This window comes from Microbacterium sp. Au-Mic1, from assembly GCF_021341785.1.
Classification (GTDB): Bacteria; Actinomycetota; Actinomycetes; order Actinomycetales; family Microbacteriaceae; genus Microbacterium.
In genome coordinates, this window is sequence record NZ_JAJTTF010000009.1 from 87,011 (window position 1) to 109,261 (window position 22,251).

A 22,251-nucleotide genomic window follows, 5' to 3' on the forward strand; every position below is an offset into this window, starting at 1 on the left:
ACGCCCTCGTCTGAGCTGACATGGTGGGCAGTGCTGCCCATGTCGTGGGAGCACCGGCGCCGGTAGCGTCAGCGGCATGAGCGATCCGCAGCAGTTCCCGCCCGCGCCCGATGCGCATCCGCCCGCGACCGCGTCGACTTCCCCGCAGCCGCCCTACGGATCCGCGCCCGCATATCAGCCGGCTTATCCCGGGGCTACTGCGCAGAACGGCTATCCCGCCGGGGCGCAGAACGGGAACCCGACCGAGGCGCAGAGCTGGCCCTCCGACCCCGCAGGCGCCGTGCAAGCGGGTTACCCCGCAGCACCGGCGCCCCGCGGCACCGGTGGCGTCGCTCGCGTCGCATTCATCCTGGCCGTCATCAGCGTCGCGCTTTCGGCCGTGTCATCGATCGCCCGGGTCGTCGTGTACACCCAGATGAACCGGTTCCGCCTGTCGCTGCACATCGTCGACGGGTTCAACATCGGCTCGAACCTCCTTCTCTTCGCCTGCAGCGCTGCGGCGTTCGCACTGGGACTCGTCGCCGCACGCGGAGAGCGCAAGCTGATGGCGGGAATCGCAATCGGCGTCGGCAGCGTCGGCGTGGTCAGCCTCGCCATCGGCTTCCTGCTGTCGATGCTGACGCCGCTGCTCTACGGCTGAGCGCGGATCTCGATGCGGGTGATCGCGAGCGTGGGCTGGTGGTCGCGGATGACCTTGCCGAGCACGGTCGCGTCGACCGAGTCGAACACCACGATGCAGCGAGTGAGGGGTGACCGACGCGTACTTCGATTGGCACGCCCGCGGCAAGCAGGTGACGTTGGTATCTGGCACAAATGCTGAGGCGGATGCGATCGACGACGCCATCCAGCAGCGACGTCCACCGTGCACGGCGACACCGCCGACGCGGCGGAGGGTCGGGCTGGCTGTCGATGCCGCGGGACTCTACGTAGGCTTCACGCTCAGTCTACCGAGCAACATCGCGGTCTTGCAGCGCGGCATCCCGGAGCTGATGACGTAGAGCCCTGCGCTATCTAGGCGGAGGTGCGGCGTGCGGTGACGGAGCACCTCCGCGGCGATGACTACCGGGCGGGACGTCGGAGCTCCGAGTGCGGGGCGTGGGACGGGGATGTAGAGCCCACCTGCTGCGCCGGAGAGTCCTCAACTATTTGGCCGCGCGCTGCTTATCTGACTTCGCCACGCGTCGTAGGCGCTACCGGTGGGCATGCGGGCGTGTGGGTTCCGAGAGCCGGCACGCGATGCCGCGGTCGAACTCGACACGCTGCACCGATTCCACGATCCCGACTACGCGGCGGGCACGCTGAGAGCCGGGGGCCGATGCGGATCGGGATGTAGAGACGCCCGATTTGCGGGCGTCCAGCGAGAGGGCGGTCCCGGCAGGCCTGTGCGGCCGCCGACGGCGGCTTAGCCGGCACTCGCAGATTCTGCTCGCCTGCTGTTGCGAAGGCCCCGTTTCCGCTCGTCGGGGTCCCGGGTCCAGACCCGGTTGTTGCCCTAGATTCGGTGCTCTCGACGGGCACTATCCATGTTTAGGGAGCCTTCTTCGCGATCGTTGTTAGAAGGTCGATGACCTGAGAGGCAGGCAAAGTGTCGTCCGAGGAATCCTTCGCCTTCTCCGGAGGATTGCCCAGGACTCGATTGGCGAAGGCGCGGTAGATTGCACCGTGCTCATCCTCGGGAGCTCCTTCGACAAACGCACGGAATGACTTCAACTGCACTTCGATGCTCTTTGCCCAGTTGGCTACGCGCCGATGTTGTCCGGCTTGCTTCGCAAGGTAGGCGAAGAGAGCGCCCAGGGCCCCGAGGATCGCAAGTCGGTACACAATTCCGGCCCAGTCGCCCGCGTTGGGGTGAGGAAGGAGAGATACGGCCACCGCAGTCGCAATGATTCCGATGATCGTCGCGCCCCGGAACCATTCGGCCGCCATGCGCTCGCTCTTTGCATAGCTCGCAAAGTACTCAGAGAGCGAAACGTTACCTGTAACGCCAGCTGCGTCGCTTGCCGCCTCGGACGCCTTCCTGGCCTGATCCAAGTATTTTGCAGCGCGTTGAGATCGCAGTTCCGCCGCAGCATCCAGCACCCGGCTTCGCAGGGTCAACTCTTCGTTAAGTAACTGCACCCTGCCCGCTCCCTCCGGAAGGGCGGCGATTCCCGCCTCAATCACTCGACGAGCACCATCGCACCAGTCGAGTAGCGAGCCTCTCGGACCACGCTCCATGGCCACTTGGAGATCATCGAGGATCGCCTCAGCCGCACGATAGATCGCTACAGGCGCGACAGCGACCGCCAGGCGTGGCTCCTGCTTGGAGACGGCCCGGAGTACCGCCCCCAACAGATGCAGTGTGTCCATCGCCGACATCAGCTCAGCACGCATTGGGAGGGCGTCAGATTCGTCCGACCGCGTGGCGAGAGCATCATCGAGGAGTTTCCCTTGAATAGCGATCTCTCTGAGCAGCGGGTCCCAGTCAGTCACACCAGAACACTAGCAATCGGGCGCCCATTACCTCCTCTGAGTGAGCGCTTGAACCAGTCCAGGCTCAAGTCGTCAGTCGACCTGTCGCGGTCTGCGGGATGGCTGCGTGGGGCTTACCCGTCCCCGAGGATAACGACCTGATTCGATTCGGCTGGTCGGCCGTGCCGGGAAGCGCGCCACCGTCTGAAGCTAACCGGCATCCGCATGCGGACCGACCGGCGAGCGAGCGCTAGGACATCCCGCGCACATTGGCGCGAACGTCAGCTGCTCGCTCTTCATCGATCACCCCTCGCTGGTGCTTCTTGGGTGATCCTGCGCGAACCCGCCCGACTCGCGCGCGAGCTGGGCTACACGTATGAGGCGATGCCCGGGAAGGTCGTGCGCGACTACCTGAGCTCCAAGCACCGTAGCCATGACCAAGCGCAACGCTGTCTGCCGCGGACGTTACGCGACGCCGAAGTGAAGTCCAATCCTCCCGTCGGTTGTCGGGCTGGACCGATAGCCTTCGTGAATGGTGGATCAATCATCGACGTCGTGGTTCTTTGCATACGGCGGGAAGCCGAGGCTCCGAGCCGACACTATGCGTGAGGCTGTAGAAGGAATCCGCAAGGGTGGCGGCAAAGCACTGACCTGGGAAGATCTGCGCATCAAGGGTGGAATCCTAATCGACTCCATCACGGCAGCGATCGATGAGCATACGGGCGTTATAGCTGAGGTCAGTGACCTCAACCCCAACGTATTGTTTGAAGCTGGTTACGCGCTCGCACGCGGCAAGCATGTGTGGCTGGCGTTTGACGAAACTGACGAAGACGCCACCAAGAACTGGAAGGAGTTGGGCATCCTTTCGACCATCGGCCGCGTCAACTACTCGGCAAGCTCTGACTCGCTTGTGACGCAGTGCATCACGGAAGATCCGGAGCGCGTCGGAAGTAGCCCTTTGCTCGAACGGCTCCTTGCCGGCGGCAAGTCGAGACAGCCCGAGGCTGTGTTCGCCCCGCCGCTCCCGTCGCGAATCCAGCCTGCGATCTCCCTCGAGGCATTTCTTGAGCGCCAGTCTCACCTTCAACTACTCGGAGCCGGTGACGACCTCGGGATGGCGCCGCTCGAGTTCTATGTGAAGGAGATCTATCGATCCTCTGCAGCAGTTTTCCACCTCCTCGCCGAAAGGAGGGTCCGCGCCCGGGAGCACAACGCCCGTGCCAGTCTGATGGCCGGAATCGCGCACGGATTTGAGCTGCCGATCCTCATGGCCGTTGAAGACGGATTCGAGTCGCCGCTGGACTACCGCGACCTTCTCTACAGCTACGGCAGCACAGCAGACTTGATCGAGCACGTTCGCGGCTGGCTCGATACGTTGCCAAAGCAGGCGGGCACAAACAAGCGGCTGGGTCGGCTCGCGCTCGATATAGAACTGCCGATCCGCAGCTTTGGACAGTTCGTCGCGGAGTATGAGCGGGAGGAGCTCACCGACTATTTTGTGGAGACGAGCGAGTTCCGATCGATACTAGCGGGCGACGCGAAAGTCTTCGTCGGCCGCAAAGGAACCGGCAAGACTGCGACGATGAGCCAGGCTGTTGACGAACTGAGGCGCGATCGTCGGAACCTCGTCGTCTCCGTTAAGCCCTCCGCGTATGAGCTCGCCAGTCTCATCGAGCTGGTAAATCGTTTGGGGACCGGTGGCCACTCCGAGTACCTCATGGTCAGTCTGTGGAGCTATCTCCTTCATACGGAGATAGCTGTGCGCGCAGTGAAACACGCTAGCGAGAAGCCAGCTGGCACGGGCACGAATACTGACCTGCAAGACCTTGCTGCAGAACTCGACGAACTAGATGTCGATCTGGATGACGATCTCTCGACGCGCCTAGAGCGCGCGGTCGATCGGCTGGCGCAGGAAAACCCACGCGACGGCGAGGCGACTCAAGCGTTCGTCGGTCGAATGCTTCGACTCAACCGGCTCGGACCGCTCCGAGAGCTTGTCCTTCGCACAATCAGAGATTTCGATCGCGTTGCAGTACTCATCGACAACCTCGACAAGACCTGGGAAAAGGGCGTCGACTACAGTGTGATGGCCCGGTTCATTCTGGCCCTGCTGACTTCGATCGGACGCGTTGAGCGCGAGTTCAGCAAACCCCCATCGGCTCTATCGCCGGCTCGGGTTACGCTTGGGATCTTTTTGCGAACCGACATCTACGACGCGATTGCCCGATTTGCTCGTGAGCCAGACAAAGTTGGCGTCCTGAGCGTGCGGTGGCAGGACCCCGAACTCCTCGTACGTGTCCTCGAGGAACGCTACGTCGCGAATCGGTCACGCAAGGGAAAGGCCGCTGCCTTTGACATGTGGGGCGAGATCTTCGATCTAGAAGTACGAGGCCTCCCCACACGCGACTACTTCCTTTGGCGCACCTTGTCTCGTCCGCGCGACCTGATCTTCTTCGCAAATGCATCGTTGACCACCGCGATCAATCGCAAACACTCCCGCATCACCGCAGCCGATGTAACGTTCGCCGAAAAGCAGTACTCGCGATTCGCGATCGAAGCGCTCCTTGTTGAGAGCGACGCTGAAGACTTCAATCTTGAAGAAGTGCTCTACGAGTTCGCCGGCCTAGACTGCACCCTCCACGAAGAGGAATTGTCCGAGTTGCTCTTGAACTATGGGAGTCCGGAGTCCCTCCGGGATTGGCTCGTGCGGACGTCCTTTCTTGGGGTCGAAGTTCGTTCTGGCGAGTTCGTCCACGTAGAGGGGGAAACAGACTCGCGCCGTCAGGTAAAGGTTGCGAAGAGGTTCGCATCCAGGCACGACTCAAAAGTTAGGTATCGCGTCCACCCGGCCTTCCGACCGTTCCTCGAGGTACGCGATGACGATCTTCATCGCGGTGACTTGCGAGATGCGACGCTCGATCCAGTGGAAAGCTCCACCGGCACGATCGATTAACTGGTCTGTTTCGCCTGGCTGCGGTGTAGTCATGCGCACCCCGTCACATGCGGGCGCGGCGGTAGAAGCTGTGGTCTTCGGGCGCAGCACAACCTCGCTCCTTCGGTTGCATGGACCTGTTCTGGCGGGGGTAGCTCGCGAGGGTGATCGGACGCGTGGTTTACTTCGAGTCATGCCCCTCCCGTTCCCGCCTGGCTGCCCGCCAGATGACGCCGATCCAAAGCCGGGAACGTACTTCCGGCTGGCCCCGAAGGGGATGGCGGTCGGTGATGCTACGAGCGAAGCGTGCTGGCGGCGCCCTTACGAGACGCCAAAGGGTCGCCTCGAGGGTCAGGGCGATACGCCCGAGGCCCACGGCTTGTCGCTGTTCGCAGACATCGAGGATGTGCGTGCCGCCACCAGGTTCACACCGTGGTTTCGCGGCAAGTCGGTGGCCGAGATTACGATCGGCGCGTTGGATGGGTCCCTTCGTCACAGCCCGACACCGCAGGGCGAAAGCCATCACGACTGGTGGACGAAGCCCTATGACTTCCTACCGCAGGGCGTCATCGTGGAAGTGCTTGAGGAGGTGGCCTGATGGACTTCAATTCTCTCGATCTCATCGGCGCACCCTTCGAGCTCGTAGAGACGTACGTGTACTACGACGGTCCTCGCACGTTCGCGATGCGGTCGACCGGTATGCCCGACCTCTACTACGTGGTCAACACTGTTGACGAGGACGAGGAAACAGGCGACGTCGTCGCGCTCGTCGCCGCAGTCAGCAGCGATCGCTTCCGTGCCATGCGTTCCGGTGTCGTACCGTTCCGTGCCGTGTTCACTGAAGCTGCGCACGGCTCGCTGTTCCGCGTCGATTGGGCGTGGGAGTACGAGCCAACCGGCGGCGCCGGTTGGGTGCCGACCATCTCGTCGCTGATCGGCGGGGATCTACCGAACCGTTGGCTCCCGAGCGAAGAGGCGCGCCTATCGCTACTCACGGCGACCGTCGAGCCATACGAGCCGTCGAGGCTCGTCGCGCTGTCGCAGGCGCAGGCGCGGACGCTGTTCGCGATCGAAGTCGAGCACGAGGGCGCACGCATCACCGAGTTCCCGGCTCGAAATGCTGGCGAGCTGCAGGTGGCCGTCGACGGTGCCATCGTGTCAATCGCGAAGGAATTCGTCGGCACCCGCAGGACGCCGATCACCCGCGAGCTGCACGTCTCGACCCTTGAACTACAGGCGGCGTCGTTCGTGCTCGTGATGGCGATCGACTCTGGCGGCGTCGTCGAACCAACAGACGTTACCTCAGAAGTATTCGATCAACTCTCGTCCTTCATCGATGCCGTCGCATCGAATGAGGTTTCGCCGCTCCTCGAGGAGCTCAAGAAGCACTCGCCGAAGACGCGCAATCGGCTGCGGGACATGCTCAAGCCGCTGGCGGCAGTCGGTAGCGGTATCACTCTGTCGACGGCGATCGCACACACGAATGCGCTTCGGGCTGTGTCGGCCGAGCCCGTGAGTGTGCGGGCTGCGGTCGAGTTCATCGAAACCGTGCCGCCCGAGGTCAGCTATGTCGATGTCCGACGTGGCGTCCTCACCGGCCTCGTGCTCCGGACGCAACGTTTCGAGATTGTCGACGCGGCGTCCAACACGCCGTACAAGGGCTCGATGAGCGACGAAGCGACTGACGAGGCCAACGGTCTCATCGTCGGTAACGAGAGCTATGTCACTGCGAAGATCCGTGTCGAGACGCCCCTCACGAATGATGACGAGCAGACGGCCGGCGTGAAGTACTTCCTGGAGTCCATCGAGCGATTCGCCGAGAACTCGCGACAGGACGACGAACCAGCGCCTTGACAACGAGCGGGGCGGCCTAGACACTGGGCTCTGCGCGAGCGGTCATCTCAACGCACAATGACGAGTGGTGCTTGGCCACATCCTGCTTGAAGCGCCCCCTCCTTTGCGATTTCGCGCGCCCACTGCGCGACGGGCGTCCCCATCACGCTGATGCCCGCAAGAAAGATCCGGTCAGCGCCTGCTGTCCTTTTTGGTCTGTCGTAACCGCGAGCCGCGCCGGGCGGCCGGACCCGCCTCCCCGCACCCCACCTCAGCCTCCGAGCGCGCGCTCGTACACCTCGAGCATGGCGGCAGTCCTCGAGGACTGCCGGAAGTCGGCGGCGACCTGCGGATCCGGCTCGGAGGCACGACCGGCCGCGATGTCCGCGGCGGCGATGCGCAGCGTGTCGGCGAGCGCGGCCACCCGCGCGGGCTCGTCCGCCCCGGCGTCGGGCACGGCCCACAGCCCGCCGCGCAGCTCGCTCCCGATGTCGGGGTCGCTCACGACCGTCGGGGTGCCCAGGGTCGCCGCCTCGAACGGCGTCATCCCCTGCGTCTCGAAGCCGATGGAGGTCTGCACGACGGCGTCCGCCGCGGCGATTCTGGCCAGCACGTCGGCGTAGCCGATCCGCCCGGCGAAGTGGATGCCGGGGCGCCCGGCGCGGGCGGCGATGCGCTCGGCGGCACGGCGCTCTCCTCCACCCCCGACGATCTCAATGTCGGCATCCACGTCGCTCGCGACGACGGCCTCCAGGAACGGCAGCAGACGCTTCTCCGGGCTCATCCGGCCGAGCCAGATGAAACGGGGGCGACCCGGCGCACGTTCCGCCGGCGCTGCCGCGAGCACCTGCTCGCGCACCTCGTCGTCGATGCCGTTCCAGATCACGTCCACGGATCCGAAGACGCCGTGCTGCTCGAGCCGGCGCGCGAAGTGCCCCGAGGGGGCGGTCACCGCGCGCGACTCCGCGGCGATCCCCGCGAGGTACGCCCAGCCGTCGGCACCGCGCGGCTGCTCGCCGATCCCGCGCAGCGCTGTGCGGCGCCACAGGTTCAGGGCGCCGAGCACGGGCCGATGCAGCGGGGTGACCGCGGCGATGCCGACGTCGACGCGGTTGTGCATCGTGTGCACGGCGGGGATCCCGTGCCGGTGCGCGAAGCGATGCCCGATGAACGCACCCCAGAAGTCGGCCTGGACGTGCACGAGGTCCACCGGGGGACGCCGGGTCAGCGCCTGGTCGAGGAAGCGGTCGGTGCGTCGCCCCGGCCAGGTCATCGCGTACTCGCGGTCGGCCGTGATCGGGATCGAGGGCAGGTCCACGTAGCCGGGATCCCCCGCCGCGTCCGTGCCGCGCGCCGAGTGCATCCGTGGCGCGACGATCGTGACCGTGTGCCCCACCCGCTCCAGGTACTTCCGCTGCAGCCGCATCGAGACCTGCGCCCCGCCCAGCGACTCGGCGTGCTGGTCGCCGAAGAAGACGATGTGCATACGGGCCTACTCCGGCAGCGGCTCGTCGCGGTACAGCGCCTCGAAGGTGTCCAGCGTGCGGTTGATGTCGTGCACGGCCACGCCGTCGAGCGAGGCCCGCTGCATCCGCTCGTACTCGGCCGGGCTCGCGGTGAGCACGTCGGTCAGGCGTGCGGCCAGCTCGTTGACGTTGCCGGGCTCGAACAGGTAGCCGTTCCCGCCGTCGTGCACGAGGTGCGGCAGCGCGACCGCGTCTGCGGCGACGATCGGCAGCGCCGACGCCATCGCCTCCATCGTCGCGATGGACTGCAGTTCGGCGATCGACGCGATCACGAAGAGCGACGCGCGGCTCAGCAGCGCGCGCAGCTCGGCATCGGTCGTGCGCCCGTGGAAGGTCACCCGGTCGGCCAGCCCGAGCTGCTGCGCGAGCGCCTCGAGCTGTTTGCGCTGGTCTCCGCCGCCCACGATGTCGAACGTCACGTCGAGAGCCGGATCCAGTTTGGTCATCGCCTTGAGGATGACCTCGACCTGCTTCTCGGCCGTGAGCCGGCCGACGAACACGATGCGGTTCTTCTCACGCGGGCCGATGACCGGCGTGTACTGGGTGCGGTCGATCCCGCAGCTGATCGGGATGACGCCCTCGACGTCGATCGTGCGCTCGAGGAAGTCGGCCGCACGGCGGGTCGGCGTGGTCACTGCGCGGGTGAGTGCGAACGTGCGGGCGGCGTCGGCCCAGGCGAGCTTCAGGACGATGTCGTCGATGAACTTCGGCATCGTGGTGTGGTCGAGGATGTTCTCGGCCATCACGTGGTTCGTGGCGATCACGGGGATCCCGCGCTGGTGCGCGATCCGCGACAGCCCGCGCCCGATCACGATGTGCGACTGGATGTGCACCACGTCGGGCTGCACCTCGTCGAGCACCGTGCGGGCGTAGTGCTTCGCGCGCCACGGCCAGACGAACCGCAGCCAGTCGTGCGGCGCCCAGCGCACCGACGGCAGCCGGTGCAGGGTCATCGCCTCGCCCTCGATCACCTCGACGCGGGGCTTGGCCGTGCGGTACGCCTGGTTGGGGGCGACGACGTGCACGTCGTGACCGCGCTGCACCAGGCCGGCGGCGAGGCGCTCGGTGAACCGGGCGGCGCCGTTCACGTCCGGCGAGAAGGTGTCTGCGCCGATGAGGATCTTGAGCGGGCGCGGCGCGGCGGGCTCGGCCGGGGCGGACGCGGCGGTGTCGGAGGTGGCCTGCGGGCGATGGTCGCCGGGGGAAGTCACGTGATTGCTGCCTTTTGCTGGGCCGCGGTGCCGGCGAGCACCTCATCGGCCGCTCGAACCCCGCGGAGATGGCCTGGATCGGGCGCTGGCCACTCTACCCGAGGGGCCTGGGGATCCGGCGGAGGCGGATCCGGCACGGCAGCGCACGGCGGAGGGCCGGCCCGCTGATCGCAGGACCGGCCCTCCGCGCGGCTCAGTCCCCGAGCACGACCCTCTTGGCGTGCCCGTGTCCGTCGAGGTCGAACTCCAGGGTGAGCGGCGACGTGCCGACGACCCGCACGCCGTCGTCACCCTCGACCACGGTCGACTGCGTGACGCCGGCGAGCACGACCCGGGCGGTCGTCTGCGTGCGGCTGGGATCGGACAGCACGACCGTCGTGCGGCCCGCATCGGCGCGCACCGCGACCGAGCAGGGCCCGCTCACCGTCACCCCGTACGCGGGTGCCGCGCCGGACGGCGTGGCCTGGAAGAAGTTCGCGAGCACGAGCCCCTGTCCCGCCACGCGGATCGCCTGCGCCTGCGCGTTGTTGGCGAGCACCTCGACGGTCGGCGCATCGGATTCCGTGAACGTGACCGAGTGCTCCACGTTCGGCAGCACCATGTAGGCGTAGCCCCCGCCGGACGGGTTCGTGCCGTGGTGGTGGGTGACGGTGACGTAGTCCCGGCTCTTCACGTCGGTCGTACCACCGGTGTCGGATCCGGAGTTGATCGTCTGCCAGTCGCCGGAGCGGGGCACGACCTGCACGTCGATCGTGCCCGAGACGTTCTCGCCCTTGAGGAAGACGTATCCGCCGTGCCCCATGATGTGCACGTTGCGCTTCACCGTGATGGCGCCGTCGGCCGCGGTGAGCACCCGGTTGCGGTTGTCGGTGCGCACGTTCGGCACGGTGCCGGGCGCGAACGAGCGGTTGTCGATCGTGGTGAACACGTCGTTCCCGGAGGTCGAGGCGATCGCCGCGCCCAGGCACACCACCTTGTCGTCGAGGAAGAACCAGGACTTGCGGGCGCTGAGCGACTTGTCGAAGTTGAGGTGGTCCATGCCCTGGATCCCCCAGCGCTCATCGAGCGCAAGACCGCCGCCGAACGCCTGGAACGCCCGCGGGATACCCGTGCCGTCGGTGGCTCCGTTCGCCCGCGTCGCCGCCGTGACCGTCGTGCCGGGAAGCCGGTACGGGTCGACTGTGGGCCAGAAGTCGGCGCTGTACTGCGCCGGATCCGCAGAGCTGTAGAAGAAGGTCAGGCCGTCGCCCTGATACCAGCCGAGGTTGTTCTCGCGGTTGCCCCACTCGTAGCGGCCGATCCGCTTCGAGGAGAGGTTGACCACGGCGCTGAAGCCGGGGCGGTGGTGCACGAGGCGGTCCTGGTCTCCGAACGCCCTGGTGTAGACCGGTGCGTCGGCCGGCGTCACGCTGTCGTCGCCGAGGATCGAGGTCACCAGCAGCGATTTCGCCACGGTCTGCGTGGGCAGGCCGTACAGCTTCTCGTCGGTGCAGCGCTGCAGCCAGCCCTTCACCAGCGAGAGGTAGCGGCTGCGGTACGGCTCCCCCGCGCCCGGGGCGAGCAGCAGGATCGCGGTGATCGCCGCGGCGCCGTCGACATAGTCGGGCTCGGCCTGTCGCGACACCGCCCGGCCGCGGACGGTCTCCATCATCCGGCCGTTCCAGATGAAGGGCGCGTAGGAGGCCTCGACCGCGTCGAGGACCACCGACTTCTTCGGATCCGTGACCTCCCAGTCGCTGCCGCCGAGGAGGCCCAGGATCTCGGCGATGCCGCCGAGCGTGACCACGCCGTAGGTCCCGACGTAGGGCAGGTAGGTGTGCTGGACGAAGGATCCGTCGGCGTAGAAGCCGTCGCCGCTCGTGACGTAGCCGAACACGCTGTTCTTCCCTGCCCGCACCGTGTCGCTGAGGGCGTCGCGGGCGAGCGCGATCTCGTCCGGCCGCCCGTCGAGGATCCCGCGCAGCGCGCAGGACAGCGCCTTGTCGGTGCGGTTCGCGCCCGTCTCGGCGAGGCTCGTGCCGCGGCCGCGCCAGTTCGGATCCGGGGTGAAGTAGCGCGCGGCCGCCAGGAGCGCGGTGCGCACATCGGCCGGGATCTCGTCGTGCAGCAGGATGCAGATGTCGGCCGCCTTGCGGGGCACGCCGATCTCCCAGAACCACCAGTTGCCGACTGCGGACTTGCCGGCCTTGTAGACGTTCGCGCTGAGCCACGTCAGGGCGTCCACGAGGTCGGCCGCGAGCGCGGCGTCGCCGTACTGCGCGCACCCCGCAGTCGCGTGGGCGAGCGCGAGATCGAAGATGCGGTTGAACGTCACGCCCATGTTGCCGGACAGGACAGTGCCCGTCACGCCCGAGAGCGGCAGGTCGGGCCAGATGCCGGGGGATGCCGCTGGTCGCACCATCGCGTTCCACGACGCGGTCGCCGCGGCGCTCATGCCGTTCAGCACGTCGGCGAGCTCGGGGATGGATGCTGCGCTGCCGTCGCCGGCCAGCATGACGCGACGGCGCTCGATGAGCACGGCGAGCGGGTCGTCGGCGGCGGCGGGGACGCGGCCGGACAGCGGCCGGGCGCTCGCGGATTCGCCGGCGACGGCGACGAGCGCGCCGGCGCCGAGCAGTCCGAGCAGGGTGCGGCGGTTCATCTCAAGGGGGGACATCATCGGCCTCCGGGTCGTTCGGGGAAGGATTCGCGCACCATGGTATGCGCTTTCCCATCCGAATAGTAGAGGCGATGTACATATTTCACGGCGCGGCGGACGCACGGCTGGCCCCCACCTTCGCCCTCTACGCTCGAGGCATGCGCCTGCTCGCCGACGCCGACCCCGCACGCTGGATCCCCGTGACCGGATCCCTCGGCCTGCGCGGCCGTCGACATCGCAAGGCGGCGATCCGGATGCTGCTCGGCCAGGCCGGTGCGGCCGTCGGCGCGGAGGCCCGCCCCGGATCCGGCTTCGGAGCCTGGGCGCTCAGCCAGGCCGCCCCCTTCCTCATGCGCAAGGCCGACGGCCGGGTGCTGGTGTGGACCTGGAAGGCGGAGCCCGAGCTCATCGTGGCGATGGCGAGCGCGCAGGAGCTCACCCCGCAGGTGCGCACCGCCCGCGCGATGATGCCGATGGAGTACGACGACACCGAGGAGTTCCGCAACCCCTACCTGGGCGCCGGGGAGAAGCTCGTGGTGCCGCTTCCACAACCCGGCCCCACGGGTCAGTCGGCGCCGCCGTTCGCGACGTACACCTGGGACACCGGCACGCACCTCATCACGCTGCAGGCCGTGTGCGCCGACCGGGAGCGGTTCGGCACCGTGATCTCCGCCGTCGACGAGATCGCGCGCACACTGCGCACCGCGGACGACCTCGCCGTGGGCGAAGCCGGCCCGGTGCTGCGGCTGCCGCCCGCGTGAGCGCACTGGTCGCCTGAACCCGCCGACCCGGTGCTGCGGCTGCCGCCCGCGTGAGCGCGCTGGTGGCCTGAGCCCGCCGGCCCGGGTGCTGCGGCTGCCGCCCGCGTGGCGGGCACATCGGCACGACCGCCGCGCCGGAGCGTGCTCAGTCGAGCCCGCGCTCGTCCAGCCACTGCCGGGCGACCGCCTTGGGTGCGCGCAGAAGCCAGGCGTCGGCGATGACCTCGCCGAGGTGTTCGGGCGCGATCGCGTCGAGCCGCAGCAGCACCGCGGGGTAGCCGGTGAAGTGCGGGATGGTGAAGAACACGTCCGGATCCGCCGCGATCAGCTCCTCGGCGAGGGCCGCCGTCTCCGTGCGCACCGCGAGCACCGGGCCGTCCGGCCAGGTGCGGCCGAGTTCGGCGAGCTGGGCCAGATCCGTCTTCCGCGGCCCTCGCATCCACGCGACCTGGCCTCCGTTGCAGCGCCAGGCGGGTTCCCCGGTGTGACCGCCGACCCGCTCCTCGACGCCCGGCAAGGCGAGGGCCAACCCGCGGACATCGTCGATCGTCGCCATGGATCCGATCCTCGTCGCGTCCAGGACGCGGATCAAGGGCGGGCGGTTGCAGGACGCCGCGACGGATGCAGGACGGATCCGTCGATCCCTTCGTGCATCCGTCGCGGGACCCTGCAGGCGTACTGCCCGCGGACTCACGAGCGCCGGCACTCCACCAGCGTCACACCCGAGTCGAACGCCGTGGCGGCAGTCCGTGTGAACGCCGTGGGAGCGTAGCCACTGCGCCCTAACAGCGGGATCCCGTCGCCGAACAGCACGGGGTTGACCTTCAGGACGAGGCGGTCGATCTCGCCCACGAGCGACGCGGCGAGCGCGCCGCCCCCGCACAGCCAGATGCCGGCCCCGTCCTGCGCCTTGAGTTCGCGCACGACGTCGACCGGGTCGCGGTCGGTGAACTCGACTCCCTCGACCGGATCCGGATCCCGCCGCGTGAAGACCATCTGACGCAGGTGGGCGTACGGGCTGGGCATCGCCGGCAGACCGACCGCGTAGGTGTTCCAGCCCATCAGGACGGTGTCGAACGCGGTGCGGTTCTGCGCGATGCCCAGTGCGTCCGCGAACGACGTGGGGATGGCATCGGCGAAGCGGGCGTTGATCGCCGCCATGTGGTCACCCTCGAACAGAAAGGCGTCGAACTGCCCCTCGGGCCCGGCGATGAAGCCATCCAGGCTGACCGCCACGTAGTAGGTGAGTTCTCGCATAGGTCCTCCGATCGTCGAGCACCCATCCACGACAGGTGCAGTGATTGAGAGACTACAACAGATGTTGTGGTTGCGCTACTCTGAGGACATGGCGAAGAACGAAGCCCGCAGGACCGCCCTCGCCGACGCCGGCATCGCCGTGCTCGCACGAGAGGGGTCGCGCGGACTCACCCATCGCGCGGTCGATGACGCCGCCGGCGTGCCGACGGGCACGGCCTCGAACTACTTCCGCAGCAGGGAGGCGCTGATCGCCGGCCTGTTCCAGCGCATCGGGGAACGCCTCGCCCCCACGCCGGAGGATCTGGCGCACCATGCCGCCCAGACGCCGAGCCCCGCCCTGTTCGCCGACTACATGCGCGACATCGTGCGCCGGCTGCTCGGCGAGCGCGAGGTCACGCTCGCACTGTTCGAGCTGCGGCTCGAGGCTGCGCGGCGACCGGAGCTCGCCGCCGCGCTGGAGGAGTGGCAGCGCGCGGGCTTCGAGGGCGACGTCGCCTTCAACGCGGCCGCGGGGCTCCCGGGCGGACGCGCGGAGATCGCGCTGTTCCACTACGCGATCGAGGGCCTCGTCTTCGACCGGCTCACGTCGTCGATCGACCCCGCCACTCCGGCCGACGACGTCGTGGACGCCCTGGTCGCGGGGCTGCTCCCCCGGGGGTGAGCGACCACGGGTCAGCGGCGGGTGGGTGTCAGAGGTTCACGTCCCCCACGAGGTTGACCCTGATGCCCATGCCGTCCAGCATCGCGGCCTTCGCGATGAGGGCCTTGTCCGCGGTCTCCGCATCGGGCGCGTAGACGAGCTGGGCGTGGTTGGCCTTGTGCCGGGCCATGAACTGGTCCCGGCTCTGCCCGTGCAGCACGACGTGAGCGATCGGCCACTCCGGGTTCGTGGCGTCCTTGCGGCGCTGCGTCTCCTCGGCCGGGAGCGCCACGACCGTGCCGCGGAACACGTCGGCCTGCAGCACCCCGTCGGCGATGAAGATCCGTGAGAGCACGACCTCGCCGGGCTTCGAGACGCCGTTGATCGTGGCGCCGCCGGCGGGGAAGAACACATGCCCCTGCCGCCAGCCCTCGGCCTTGTCCCAGCCGCCGAGGTGCGAGGCCGGGACGGATCCGGAGATCTCGTAGACCCAGACGAACTCGCCGTCGTAGTCCTCGCCCCAGCGTACGTCGTGCAGCGTGTTGTCGGGCACGAGACCCATCGCCCGCCACACCCGGTCGGTCACGAGGGCATCGACCGCGACCCCCTCGTCGGCCTCGTTGAAGTGCGGGAAGGCGCGCCCCTCGTGCAGGATCCGGGATCCGTCGCGCGAGGTGACCGGCGGGCGATCGGTGGAGTTCAGGATCCCCTCGGCGAGATCCGATGCGGGCACCAGATCCTTGAGGCCCTGCTGGTACTGGATCCCGACCGCGTCCAGGCCGAAGTCGTCGGCGATGCGGAGAGCGGCGATGTACATCTTCAGCTGCCACTGCACCTGCTCGCGGGTGAGCTCCGTGGCGGCGTCCGCGCCGTAGACGAACGCCATGCCGTGCGCGATGAGCCAGTCGTACGCGGCGTCGGCCTCGGCATCGGTCACGTTCAGCATCTCCGCATACAGCGCGGACTGCGACAGGCGCTCCTTGTAGATGCCGGTCTGATTGAGCAGTTCGTCGTCGAAGATCGCGTTGTACATGCCCATGCAGCCCTCGTCGAAGACGCCGATGATGGCCTTGTCGGCCCGCAGCTGTGCGGCGAGCGCCTCGCCGAGCTGCTTCTCGGGGCTGTCGGGGAGTTCCGGAAGGGCGCGCACATGCGAGGCGTCGTGCGTGATGCGGCCGGTCTCGGTCCACTCCTTCAGCGCCTCGCGGAACCAGTCGTCGGTGAAGTCGACCGACCAGACGGTGGAGTAGGGCTTGCCCATCTTCGTGAGCCCGGCGTTGAGCCCGAGCAGCCCCACGAGTCCCGGCCAGTCCGGCGCGAAGTTCGCCGTGGTGAGGATCGGCCCGCGGTGCGTGCGCAGCCCCGCCAGCACGTGGTGCGAGTACTGCCAGTTCGCCGTCGCGACGATCAGCGGGGCGTCGTCGGGGATCGCTTTGAACACCTCCATGCCCATCCGCTGGCTGGAGATGTAGCCGTGGCCTGTGGCCGGGTCCACGCCGAAGGGGCGGATGACCGTCCACCCCAGGTCCGCGAAGGCCGCGGTGACCGCCGCCTCCGTCGCCGCCTGCACCGGCCAGCCCGCGATGTTCGCCGATTCGCGGAGGTCGCCGGAGGTGATCAGGTAGGCGGTCTTCGGCGCGGAGGCGGGGCGCGCGGTCGGCGCGGGGATGACGTAGCTCATGGGGTTCTCCGTTGCTGGGTGGTGGTCTCGTCGGTGGTGCCGGTGGGCCGCGGGATGGTGCGGGTCTCGCCGGCGTCGAGGTGCAGGTCGCGTGCGAGGACCGCGTCGTGCAGACGCAGCTCGGCGAGGTCGAGCACGCCGCCGTCGACGTGCAGGGTCAGGGCGTCCCGGTGTGCTTCGGCGCGACCCCACCCGGTTCCGGTGGTGAACAGGAACCGCGCCGGCCCGCCCTCGGCGAAGGCGCCGGAGGCCGGAGCGAAGGACAGGGTACGCGCGGGCGCATCCCATTGCGCGCCGCTCGCGGCGAGCAGCAGCGCCCAGGATGCGAGGGAGCGGGCGTAGTGGTTGCCGCACTCGATCTCGTTCCACGGATTGCGGTGCACCCCGTCGTAACGAGCGCGCACCGTGCGTTCGACGAGCAGGGCGTCCTCGACCCGCCCCGCGTAGAGCAGCGACGCCGCCACCTGGTGCTCGATCCCGGTCCACACCTCGTCCGAGTAGACGAACGGGATCGCCGGGCGACCGCCGCGCGGCCACGACGCGAGCAGCAGCCCGCCCTCGTCGTTCAGGGCGTACACGCGCTGGGTGCTCTCGTGCGCGGACAGGTCGGCTCTGTGGTTGTGCGCCACGACCGCGGCGAGCGCCGAGTCGAGATGCTCCGGCGGCAGGAGCGCGCCGAGCCCGTTGACCCAGGCGTGGAACTGCCCCAGCAGCTGATCCGAGAGCACGCCGTCGCCGTACTGGTAGCGGTGCGCGTCGACGTCGTCGATCACCTGCCGGTAGTACTCGCCGTTGAACAGCACGTCATCCATCGCCGCGGCCACATGATCGGCACGGGTCGACCAGTCGCGGGCGCGCTCCGCCTCGCCGAGGTGGGCCGCCATCCGGGATCCGGCGCGGAGCGCGGCGAGGTGGATGCCGTTGGCGAGCGGATCGATCCCGTGGAACTCGACGTCGTAGGTGTTGTGCAGCTCGCCGTCCAGCAGGCCGTCGCCGTCGCGATCCCATTCCCGGATGGCATGTTCCAGGGTGCGCACCGCCGCCGGCCAGAGCTCGCGCAGGAACGCGTCGTCGCCGGAGAACCGCCACTCGCGATGCAGCCGCAGGAGGGTGCCGAGCTGACCGTCGGCCGCCGGACCGATGAACCACGAGGAGGATCCGAAGACCCGACTGCCGCGGAACCTCTGCGCCCCCTGCTCGTCGGTCTCGAGCAGGAACTCCGGGCGGCGGGCACTGCGCTCGAGCGCGGGGAACAACCAGGCGACGCTCTGCGCGTAGGACCAGACATGGGTGCAGGTGCCCTCGCAGGAGCCGCCGTGGTCGAAGGATCCCTCCCACGCGGCGAACACCGGCCCCTCCCCCAGGACCGGGTTCGGCGACTCCAGGACGAAGCAGGTGGTGGAGCGCACCGCGGCGATGTTCGCCCCGGCGGCTTCGGCGAGCACGGGATCCAGGGTGCCGCCGTACAGGGCCTCGACGAAGGCGTCGGTGGCGGCCTCGAGTGCGGGCAGCTCGCCGTGCAGATGCGTCGCGGCGGCCCAGGCATCGGGCCAGAGCGTCGCATAGTGGTTGCGCACGATCGGCGGGAGCGACGGATCCACCGGCTCGTCGTCCATGATGATGTGCCCGTGCCAGCCGCGGCGGCGGTTCGGGAACGACCAGCTCAGCACGAACTCGAAGTCGCACGCCTCGCCGGGCGCGAGCGTGTGCACGATGCCCAGGGATCCGGTACGCAGCCGGGGAAGCTTGGCGAGCATCTCCTGCTCGGTGAGCGGCGGGGCGTCCGGGGCCGCGTCCCGCTCCGCGAACAGGCCGCGCGGGCGGTCCTCGAGTGTGAGCCGCGGCTCGGGGTCGAGCAGTCCGTCGGCCGTGAGGTCGCTCCAGAACATGCGGGCGCCGTCGGGCCAATAGCTCGTGACCCACTGCGGCTTGACGGTGGTGGACGCGTCGGTCGTGGTGAGGGCGAGGGTGCCATAGCCGGGGTCGTCCTCGGGCAGGTCGATGCCGAAGTCGAGGCCGCGCACGGCGCCGTCGTCGCACCAGCGCACGGTCTGCGTGCCACGCATGCCCCAGGGCGCGTCCGGCCCGGGCTCCCCGCGGCCGGCCGTGTGCGAGACGCTGCCGACGATCGTGACCGCGACGGGCGCATCGCCGGGGTTGGCGACCCGGTATCGCAGCACCGCCGCGGGGATCCCCGAGGCGTCGGCGTCGAGCGGCACGAGCGGGGTGAACGCGTGCAGCGACACCTCCACGGGCAGCACGCGGTCGGCGAAGTCGATGTCGACCACGGGGTACTCACCGTGCATCGTGGCGGCGTCGAGCCGCGGCAGTCCCGCGAGGTCGTCGAAGGAGAATCCGGCGTCGAGGTCGCGCCGGCCGGTCACGCGCGCCTCGAGCACGCGAGTGACCGGATCCGCCCCCTCCGGCGCCGCGTGGATCGCGAAGAACGTGCGGGGATTGCGGCGGTCCTTGTCGGGATGGTTCTCGAGCTCCCAGTCGCGCAGCTCGCCACGGGCGCCGAGCGACACGTTGCCGGTGCCGATACCGCCCAGCAGGAACGCCGCGCGCTCCGCGGTGTGCGGGATGGGGCGGGCGCGGCGCGTCATGCGGACGCCTCCTTCTCGTCGTCGGCCCTCTGCTGCGCCGCGAGCTCGTGCACGACGTCGGCGGTGCCCGCGTAGAGACGCAGGTAGCGGTGGAACAGCGCGTCGTAGACCGGGGCGAGTGCGGGGTCGGGGGTGATCGTGGCGACGACCGGGTTCCAGTCCGCGATCGCGGGGGCCGGATCGGAGACCGCGCCCGCCGCGAGGAAGGCCGCGCCGTAGCTCGCACCGATCGTCACCTCGGGCACCTCCTGCACGAGCCCGGTGACATCGGACACGATCTGCAGCCAGAGCCGGCCCTGCGTGCCGCCGCCCACCGCCACGATCCGGCGGATGTCCGCCCCCGCGTCGCGCATGGTCTGCACGTTGTGCCGCACCCCGAGTGCGGTGGCCTCCAGCGCGGCCCGGTACAGGTCGCCGCGGCCGTGTGCGAGGGTGAGACCGGCGATCACGCCGCGGGCGTCCGGATCCTGGATCGGCGTGCGCTCCCCGGCGAAGTAGGGCAGCATCACGAGGCCGCGCGCGCCGGCGCCCGAGGTCTCGGCCTCGGCGAGCAGCTCGGGATAGTCGGATCCCGTGAGATCGGTCAGCCAGGCGGTGAGCGCGCCGGACGTCGACAGGCCTCCGGCGAGGTTGCGGGTGCCCGCGAAGGCGCCGGCCGTGGTCCACATCGAGGGGGTGCGGAGGGTCTCCTCCCCGGTCGCGATGACGAACATGGTCGTCCCGTACATGAGCATGAGGTCGCCGGTGCCGTGCGCGCCGACGCTGACCGCCTCGGTCCAGGCGTCGATCGTGCCCGCGATGACGGGCGTGCCCTCGGCGATCCCGGTGACCGCCGCCGCCTCGGCCGACACGACGCCGGCGACGTCGCCCGCCCAGAGCAGGGCGGGCTGCTCGAGGGGCACCGCATACCGCTGCCACCACTCGTCGTGCCAGCGCTCGCGCTCGATGTCGTACAGCGGCGAGACCTGGCTCGCGGACTGGTGGTCGAGCACGTAGGCGCCGGTGAGCCGGTGCGCAAGCCACGACGCGGGCATGAAGAGCCGCCGCGCGCGCCGCCAGGACGGCGGATCCTCGTCGTGGATCCAGAGGATCTTGGGGCCGCCCGCCTGCGAGGTGAGTCCGGATCCGCCCACGCGCGTGATCTCGGCGACTCCGAGATCCGCCGTCATCCGGTCGATCTGCTCCCCGGCGCGGGTGTCGACGCCGTAGAGGATGGCAGGGCGGACGGGCTCGCCCGCCTCGTCGGCCAGCAGGATGCACGGTCCCATGCCGCTCACGCCGACCGCGGTGATCTCAGCATCGGGCACGCCGGCCAGCAGCTCGCGAGCCAGCGAGACGAACTCGTCCCACCAGATCCCGCCGTCCATCTCGACCCATCCGATGCGCGGGCGGCTCACCTCATGCGTCCGCGTCGCCTGCGCGATGATCGCGCCGCCGGCATCGACGAGGACGCCCTTGCTGCTGGAGGTGCCGATGTCGACACCGATGGTGCACCGCACGCGCATCCTCCTCGATCGCTCGCCCTGACCGGACGGCGATCACACTACGCGAAATCGATTTCAAGTGCAATCAGTTGAAATCGCGGGGCGCGTGGTGCGGGACCGGTGCGAGCGTGCACCGGTTTCGTGAAACCGAGTTCAGCGCGAGACGGTCGCAGCCTGGATCTCGTTGCGGAGCACGATCGTGCGCGCCGGCTGATCGTCGCCGCCGATCCGATCGAGCAGCATGCGGGCCGCGGTCACGCCCATGTGCCGCGCCGGCAGGCGCACCACGGTGACCACGCTCGGCGACAGCGTCGTGAACGGCAGCGAGCCGACGACCGCGACGCCCATCGCGGGCGGGGTGAGACCGTGCTCGGTGAGCACCTGGATGGCGCCGACGCCGATGAGGTTGTTTCCCGCGACCACGGCGTCCGGCGGTTCGGGGAGCGCCAGCAGCTGCTCCATGGTCTCGCGGCCGCCGTCCACCCTGAAGGAGGAGAAGCGCAGCAGCTCTGGGGCGACGGGAAGGTCGTGAGCGGCGAGAGCCATCCGCCATCCGTCCGCGCGCTCGACAGCCGTCTCGATGTGCTCGGGACCGGCGATGTGGGCGATGCGCGTGTATCCGGCCGCGATCAGCTGCTCGGTCGCGCTGCGGCCGGCATCGCGGTTCGCCATCACCACGCCGTCGATGTCGTAGCCCGTGCCGCGGTCGACCGCGACGACCGGACGCCCCGCCGCCATGATCTCGTCGAGGCTGGTGCGATCGGAGGCCGCGGCGAGGATCACCCCCGACATGTGCTCGGCGATCGCGATCCGCAGATACGTCTGCTCCTTCTCGACCTGCGCGTCGGAGTTGCACAGCACTACGGAGAAGCCGGCCTCGGAGGCGACGTCCTCGACCCCGCGCGCCATCTCGGTGAAGTAGGGGTTCTCGATGTCGGGGATCACGAGCGCGATCACCTCGGAACTCTGCCGGCGGAGGGTACGCGCGGTCCGGTTCGGGAAGAACTTCAGCTGCGCGGCGGCCTGGCGCACGGCCGCGACCTTCTCGTCGGAGACGCCGACGCCGTTGAAGACGCGCGATACCGTCGCCGGGGACACGCCCGCGAGACGCGCCACGTCATAGATGGTCGCCATCCCGCCCTGCCTTCTGTTGTCCGTCAGGACACACTACCGCGATGAAATCGATTGCAACAGTTCCGAGGAATCGGTAGGGTGGCCGCACGCGCTGCCA

Annotated in this window: 17 protein-coding genes; 7 read left to right on the top strand and 10 right to left on the bottom strand. The window is 68.7% G+C overall.

What is annotated here, in order from left to right; genetic code table 11:
* Positions 1 to 76: 76 nt before the first annotated feature.
* Both LXM50_RS13355 and LXM50_RS13360 read left to right on the top strand, forming a co-directional pair.
* Positions 77 to 640: a hypothetical protein gene (locus LXM50_RS13355; RefSeq protein WP_233311824.1), complete on the top strand. Its 564-nt coding sequence runs from the start codon at positions 77 to 79 to the stop codon at positions 638 to 640.
* Between the two features lie 109 nt (positions 641 to 749).
* Positions 750 to 998, top strand: coding sequence for a hypothetical protein (locus LXM50_RS13360; RefSeq protein ID WP_233311825.1), 249 nt, complete (start codon positions 750 to 752; stop codon positions 996 to 998).
* A 529-nt stretch (positions 999 to 1,527) separates the two neighbouring features.
* On the opposite strand, the gene LXM50_RS13365 is transcribed toward LXM50_RS13360, so the two are convergent.
* Complete coding sequence (locus LXM50_RS13365; protein ID WP_233311826.1) at positions 1,528 to 2,472, bottom strand: hypothetical protein; 945 nt, start codon at positions 2,470 to 2,472, stop codon at positions 1,528 to 1,530.
* A 511-nt stretch (positions 2,473 to 2,983) separates the two neighbouring features.
* Here LXM50_RS13365 and LXM50_RS13370 point away from each other — a divergent pair.
* The 3 genes from LXM50_RS13370 (at position 2,984) to LXM50_RS13380 (ending at position 7,237) form a co-directional block, all read left to right on the top strand.
* Positions 2,984 to 5,404: a P-loop ATPase, Sll1717 family gene (locus tag LXM50_RS13370; RefSeq protein ID WP_233311827.1), complete on the top strand. Its 2,421-nt coding sequence runs from the start codon at positions 2,984 to 2,986 to the stop codon at positions 5,402 to 5,404.
* A gap of 172 nt (positions 5,405 to 5,576) precedes the next feature.
* Positions 5,577 to 5,981, top strand: a complete 405-nt coding sequence (locus LXM50_RS13375; protein ID WP_233311828.1) for a hypothetical protein — start codon at positions 5,577 to 5,579, stop codon at positions 5,979 to 5,981.
* On the top strand, positions 5,981 to 7,237 hold the full coding sequence (locus LXM50_RS13380) for a hypothetical protein (protein ID WP_233311829.1): 1,257 nt from the start codon (positions 5,981 to 5,983) through the stop codon (positions 7,235 to 7,237). Before LXM50_RS13375 ends, LXM50_RS13380 begins: the two co-directional genes overlap by 1 nt.
* A gap of 250 nt (positions 7,238 to 7,487) precedes the next feature.
* On the opposite strand, the gene LXM50_RS13385 is transcribed toward LXM50_RS13380, so the two are convergent.
* The 3 genes from LXM50_RS13385 to LXM50_RS13395 all read right to left on the bottom strand — a co-directional run bounded on the left by LXM50_RS13385 (position 7,488) and on the right by LXM50_RS13395 (position 12,594).
* A complete protein-coding gene (locus LXM50_RS13385) occupies positions 7,488 to 8,702 on the bottom strand; it encodes a glycosyltransferase family 4 protein (protein WP_233311830.1) in 1,215 nt (404 codons plus the stop codon).
* Between the two features lie 6 nt (positions 8,703 to 8,708).
* Positions 8,709 to 9,953, bottom strand: coding sequence for a glycosyltransferase (locus LXM50_RS13390; protein ID WP_233311831.1), 1,245 nt, complete (start codon positions 9,951 to 9,953; stop codon positions 8,709 to 8,711).
* Between the two features lie 193 nt (positions 9,954 to 10,146).
* Positions 10,147 to 12,594 (bottom strand): polysaccharide lyase 8 family protein, encoded by a 2,448-nt coding sequence (locus LXM50_RS13395; protein WP_233311832.1) that lies wholly within the window; start codon positions 12,592 to 12,594, stop codon positions 10,147 to 10,149.
* 155 nt (positions 12,595 to 12,749) lie between these two features.
* Here LXM50_RS13395 and LXM50_RS13400 point away from each other — a divergent pair, with 155 nt between their 5' ends.
* The gene (locus LXM50_RS13400; RefSeq protein WP_233311910.1) at positions 12,750 to 13,352 is read left to right on the top strand and encodes a hypothetical protein; all 603 of its coding nucleotides are present in this window, start codon (positions 12,750 to 12,752) and stop codon (positions 13,350 to 13,352) included.
* Positions 13,353 to 13,497: 145 nt separating this feature from the next.
* Here the strand turns inward: LXM50_RS13400 and LXM50_RS13405 are convergent, their stop codons facing one another.
* Together LXM50_RS13405 and LXM50_RS13410 are read right to left on the bottom strand one after the other, a co-directional pair.
* Positions 13,498 to 13,908: an MmcQ/YjbR family DNA-binding protein gene (locus tag LXM50_RS13405; RefSeq protein WP_233311833.1), complete on the bottom strand. Its 411-nt coding sequence runs from the start codon at positions 13,906 to 13,908 to the stop codon at positions 13,498 to 13,500.
* Positions 13,909 to 14,042: 134 nt separating this feature from the next.
* Positions 14,043 to 14,609, bottom strand: a complete 567-nt coding sequence (locus LXM50_RS13410; protein ID WP_233311835.1) for a dihydrofolate reductase family protein — start codon at positions 14,607 to 14,609, stop codon at positions 14,043 to 14,045.
* Positions 14,610 to 14,697: 88 nt separating this feature from the next.
* Between LXM50_RS13410 and LXM50_RS13415 the strand changes: the two genes are divergently transcribed.
* Entirely contained in the window at positions 14,698 to 15,270 is a 573-nt protein-coding gene (locus LXM50_RS13415; protein ID WP_233311836.1) for a TetR/AcrR family transcriptional regulator, read from the top strand.
* A gap of 28 nt (positions 15,271 to 15,298) precedes the next feature.
* Here the strand turns inward: LXM50_RS13415 and LXM50_RS13420 are convergent, their stop codons facing one another.
* The 4 genes from LXM50_RS13420 to LXM50_RS13435 form a co-directional block, all read right to left on the bottom strand.
* Positions 15,299 to 16,930, bottom strand: a complete 1,632-nt coding sequence (locus LXM50_RS13420; RefSeq protein ID WP_233311838.1) for a fucose isomerase — start codon at positions 16,928 to 16,930, stop codon at positions 15,299 to 15,301.
* Positions 16,927 to 19,536, bottom strand: a complete 2,610-nt coding sequence (locus tag LXM50_RS13425; RefSeq protein ID WP_233311839.1) for a GH116 family glycosyl-hydrolase — start codon at positions 19,534 to 19,536, stop codon at positions 16,927 to 16,929. Before LXM50_RS13425 ends, LXM50_RS13420 begins: the two co-directional genes overlap by 4 nt.
* Positions 19,533 to 21,041, bottom strand: a complete 1,509-nt coding sequence (locus LXM50_RS13430) for an FGGY-family carbohydrate kinase (RefSeq protein WP_233311841.1) — start codon at positions 21,039 to 21,041, stop codon at positions 19,533 to 19,535. Before LXM50_RS13430 ends, LXM50_RS13425 begins: the two co-directional genes overlap by 4 nt.
* A gap of 132 nt (positions 21,042 to 21,173) precedes the next feature.
* On the bottom strand, positions 21,174 to 22,154 hold the full coding sequence (locus LXM50_RS13435; RefSeq protein ID WP_233311842.1) for a LacI family DNA-binding transcriptional regulator: 981 nt from the start codon (positions 22,152 to 22,154) through the stop codon (positions 21,174 to 21,176).
* Positions 22,155 to 22,251: the final 97 nt, after the last annotated feature.

Coding starts and splice junctions, on each gene's coding strand:
- LXM50_RS13355 (WP_233311824.1), top strand. CDS start 77: ATGAGCGATCCGCAGCAGTTCCCGCCCGCGCCCGATGCGCATCCGCCC.
- LXM50_RS13370 (WP_233311827.1), top strand. CDS start 2,984: ATGGTGGATCAATCATCGACGTCGTGGTTCTTTGCATACGGCGGGAAG.
- LXM50_RS13375 (WP_233311828.1), top strand. CDS start 5,577: ATGCCCCTCCCGTTCCCGCCTGGCTGCCCGCCAGATGACGCCGATCCA.
- LXM50_RS13380 (WP_233311829.1), top strand. CDS start 5,981: ATGGACTTCAATTCTCTCGATCTCATCGGCGCACCCTTCGAGCTCGTA.
- LXM50_RS13385 (WP_233311830.1), bottom strand. CDS start 8,702: ATGCACATCGTCTTCTTCGGCGACCAGCACGCCGAGTCGCTGGGCGGG.
- LXM50_RS13395 (WP_233311832.1), bottom strand. CDS start 12,594: ATGAACCGCCGCACCCTGCTCGGACTGCTCGGCGCCGGCGCGCTCGTC.
- LXM50_RS13400 (WP_233311910.1), top strand. CDS start 12,750: ATGCGCCTGCTCGCCGACGCCGACCCCGCACGCTGGATCCCCGTGACC.
- LXM50_RS13405 (WP_233311833.1), bottom strand. CDS start 13,908: ATGGCGACGATCGACGATGTCCGCGGGTTGGCCCTCGCCTTGCCGGGC.
- LXM50_RS13410 (WP_233311835.1), bottom strand. CDS start 14,609: ATGCGAGAACTCACCTACTACGTGGCGGTCAGCCTGGATGGCTTCATC.
- LXM50_RS13415 (WP_233311836.1), top strand. CDS start 14,698: ATGGCGAAGAACGAAGCCCGCAGGACCGCCCTCGCCGACGCCGGCATC.
- LXM50_RS13420 (WP_233311838.1), bottom strand. CDS start 16,930: ATGAGCTACGTCATCCCCGCGCCGACCGCGCGCCCCGCCTCCGCGCCG.
- LXM50_RS13425 (WP_233311839.1), bottom strand. CDS start 19,536: ATGACGCGCCGCGCCCGCCCCATCCCGCACACCGCGGAGCGCGCGGCG.
- LXM50_RS13430 (WP_233311841.1), bottom strand. CDS start 21,041: ATGCGCGTGCGGTGCACCATCGGTGTCGACATCGGCACCTCCAGCAGC.
- LXM50_RS13435 (WP_233311842.1), bottom strand. CDS start 22,154: ATGGCGACCATCTATGACGTGGCGCGTCTCGCGGGCGTGTCCCCGGCG.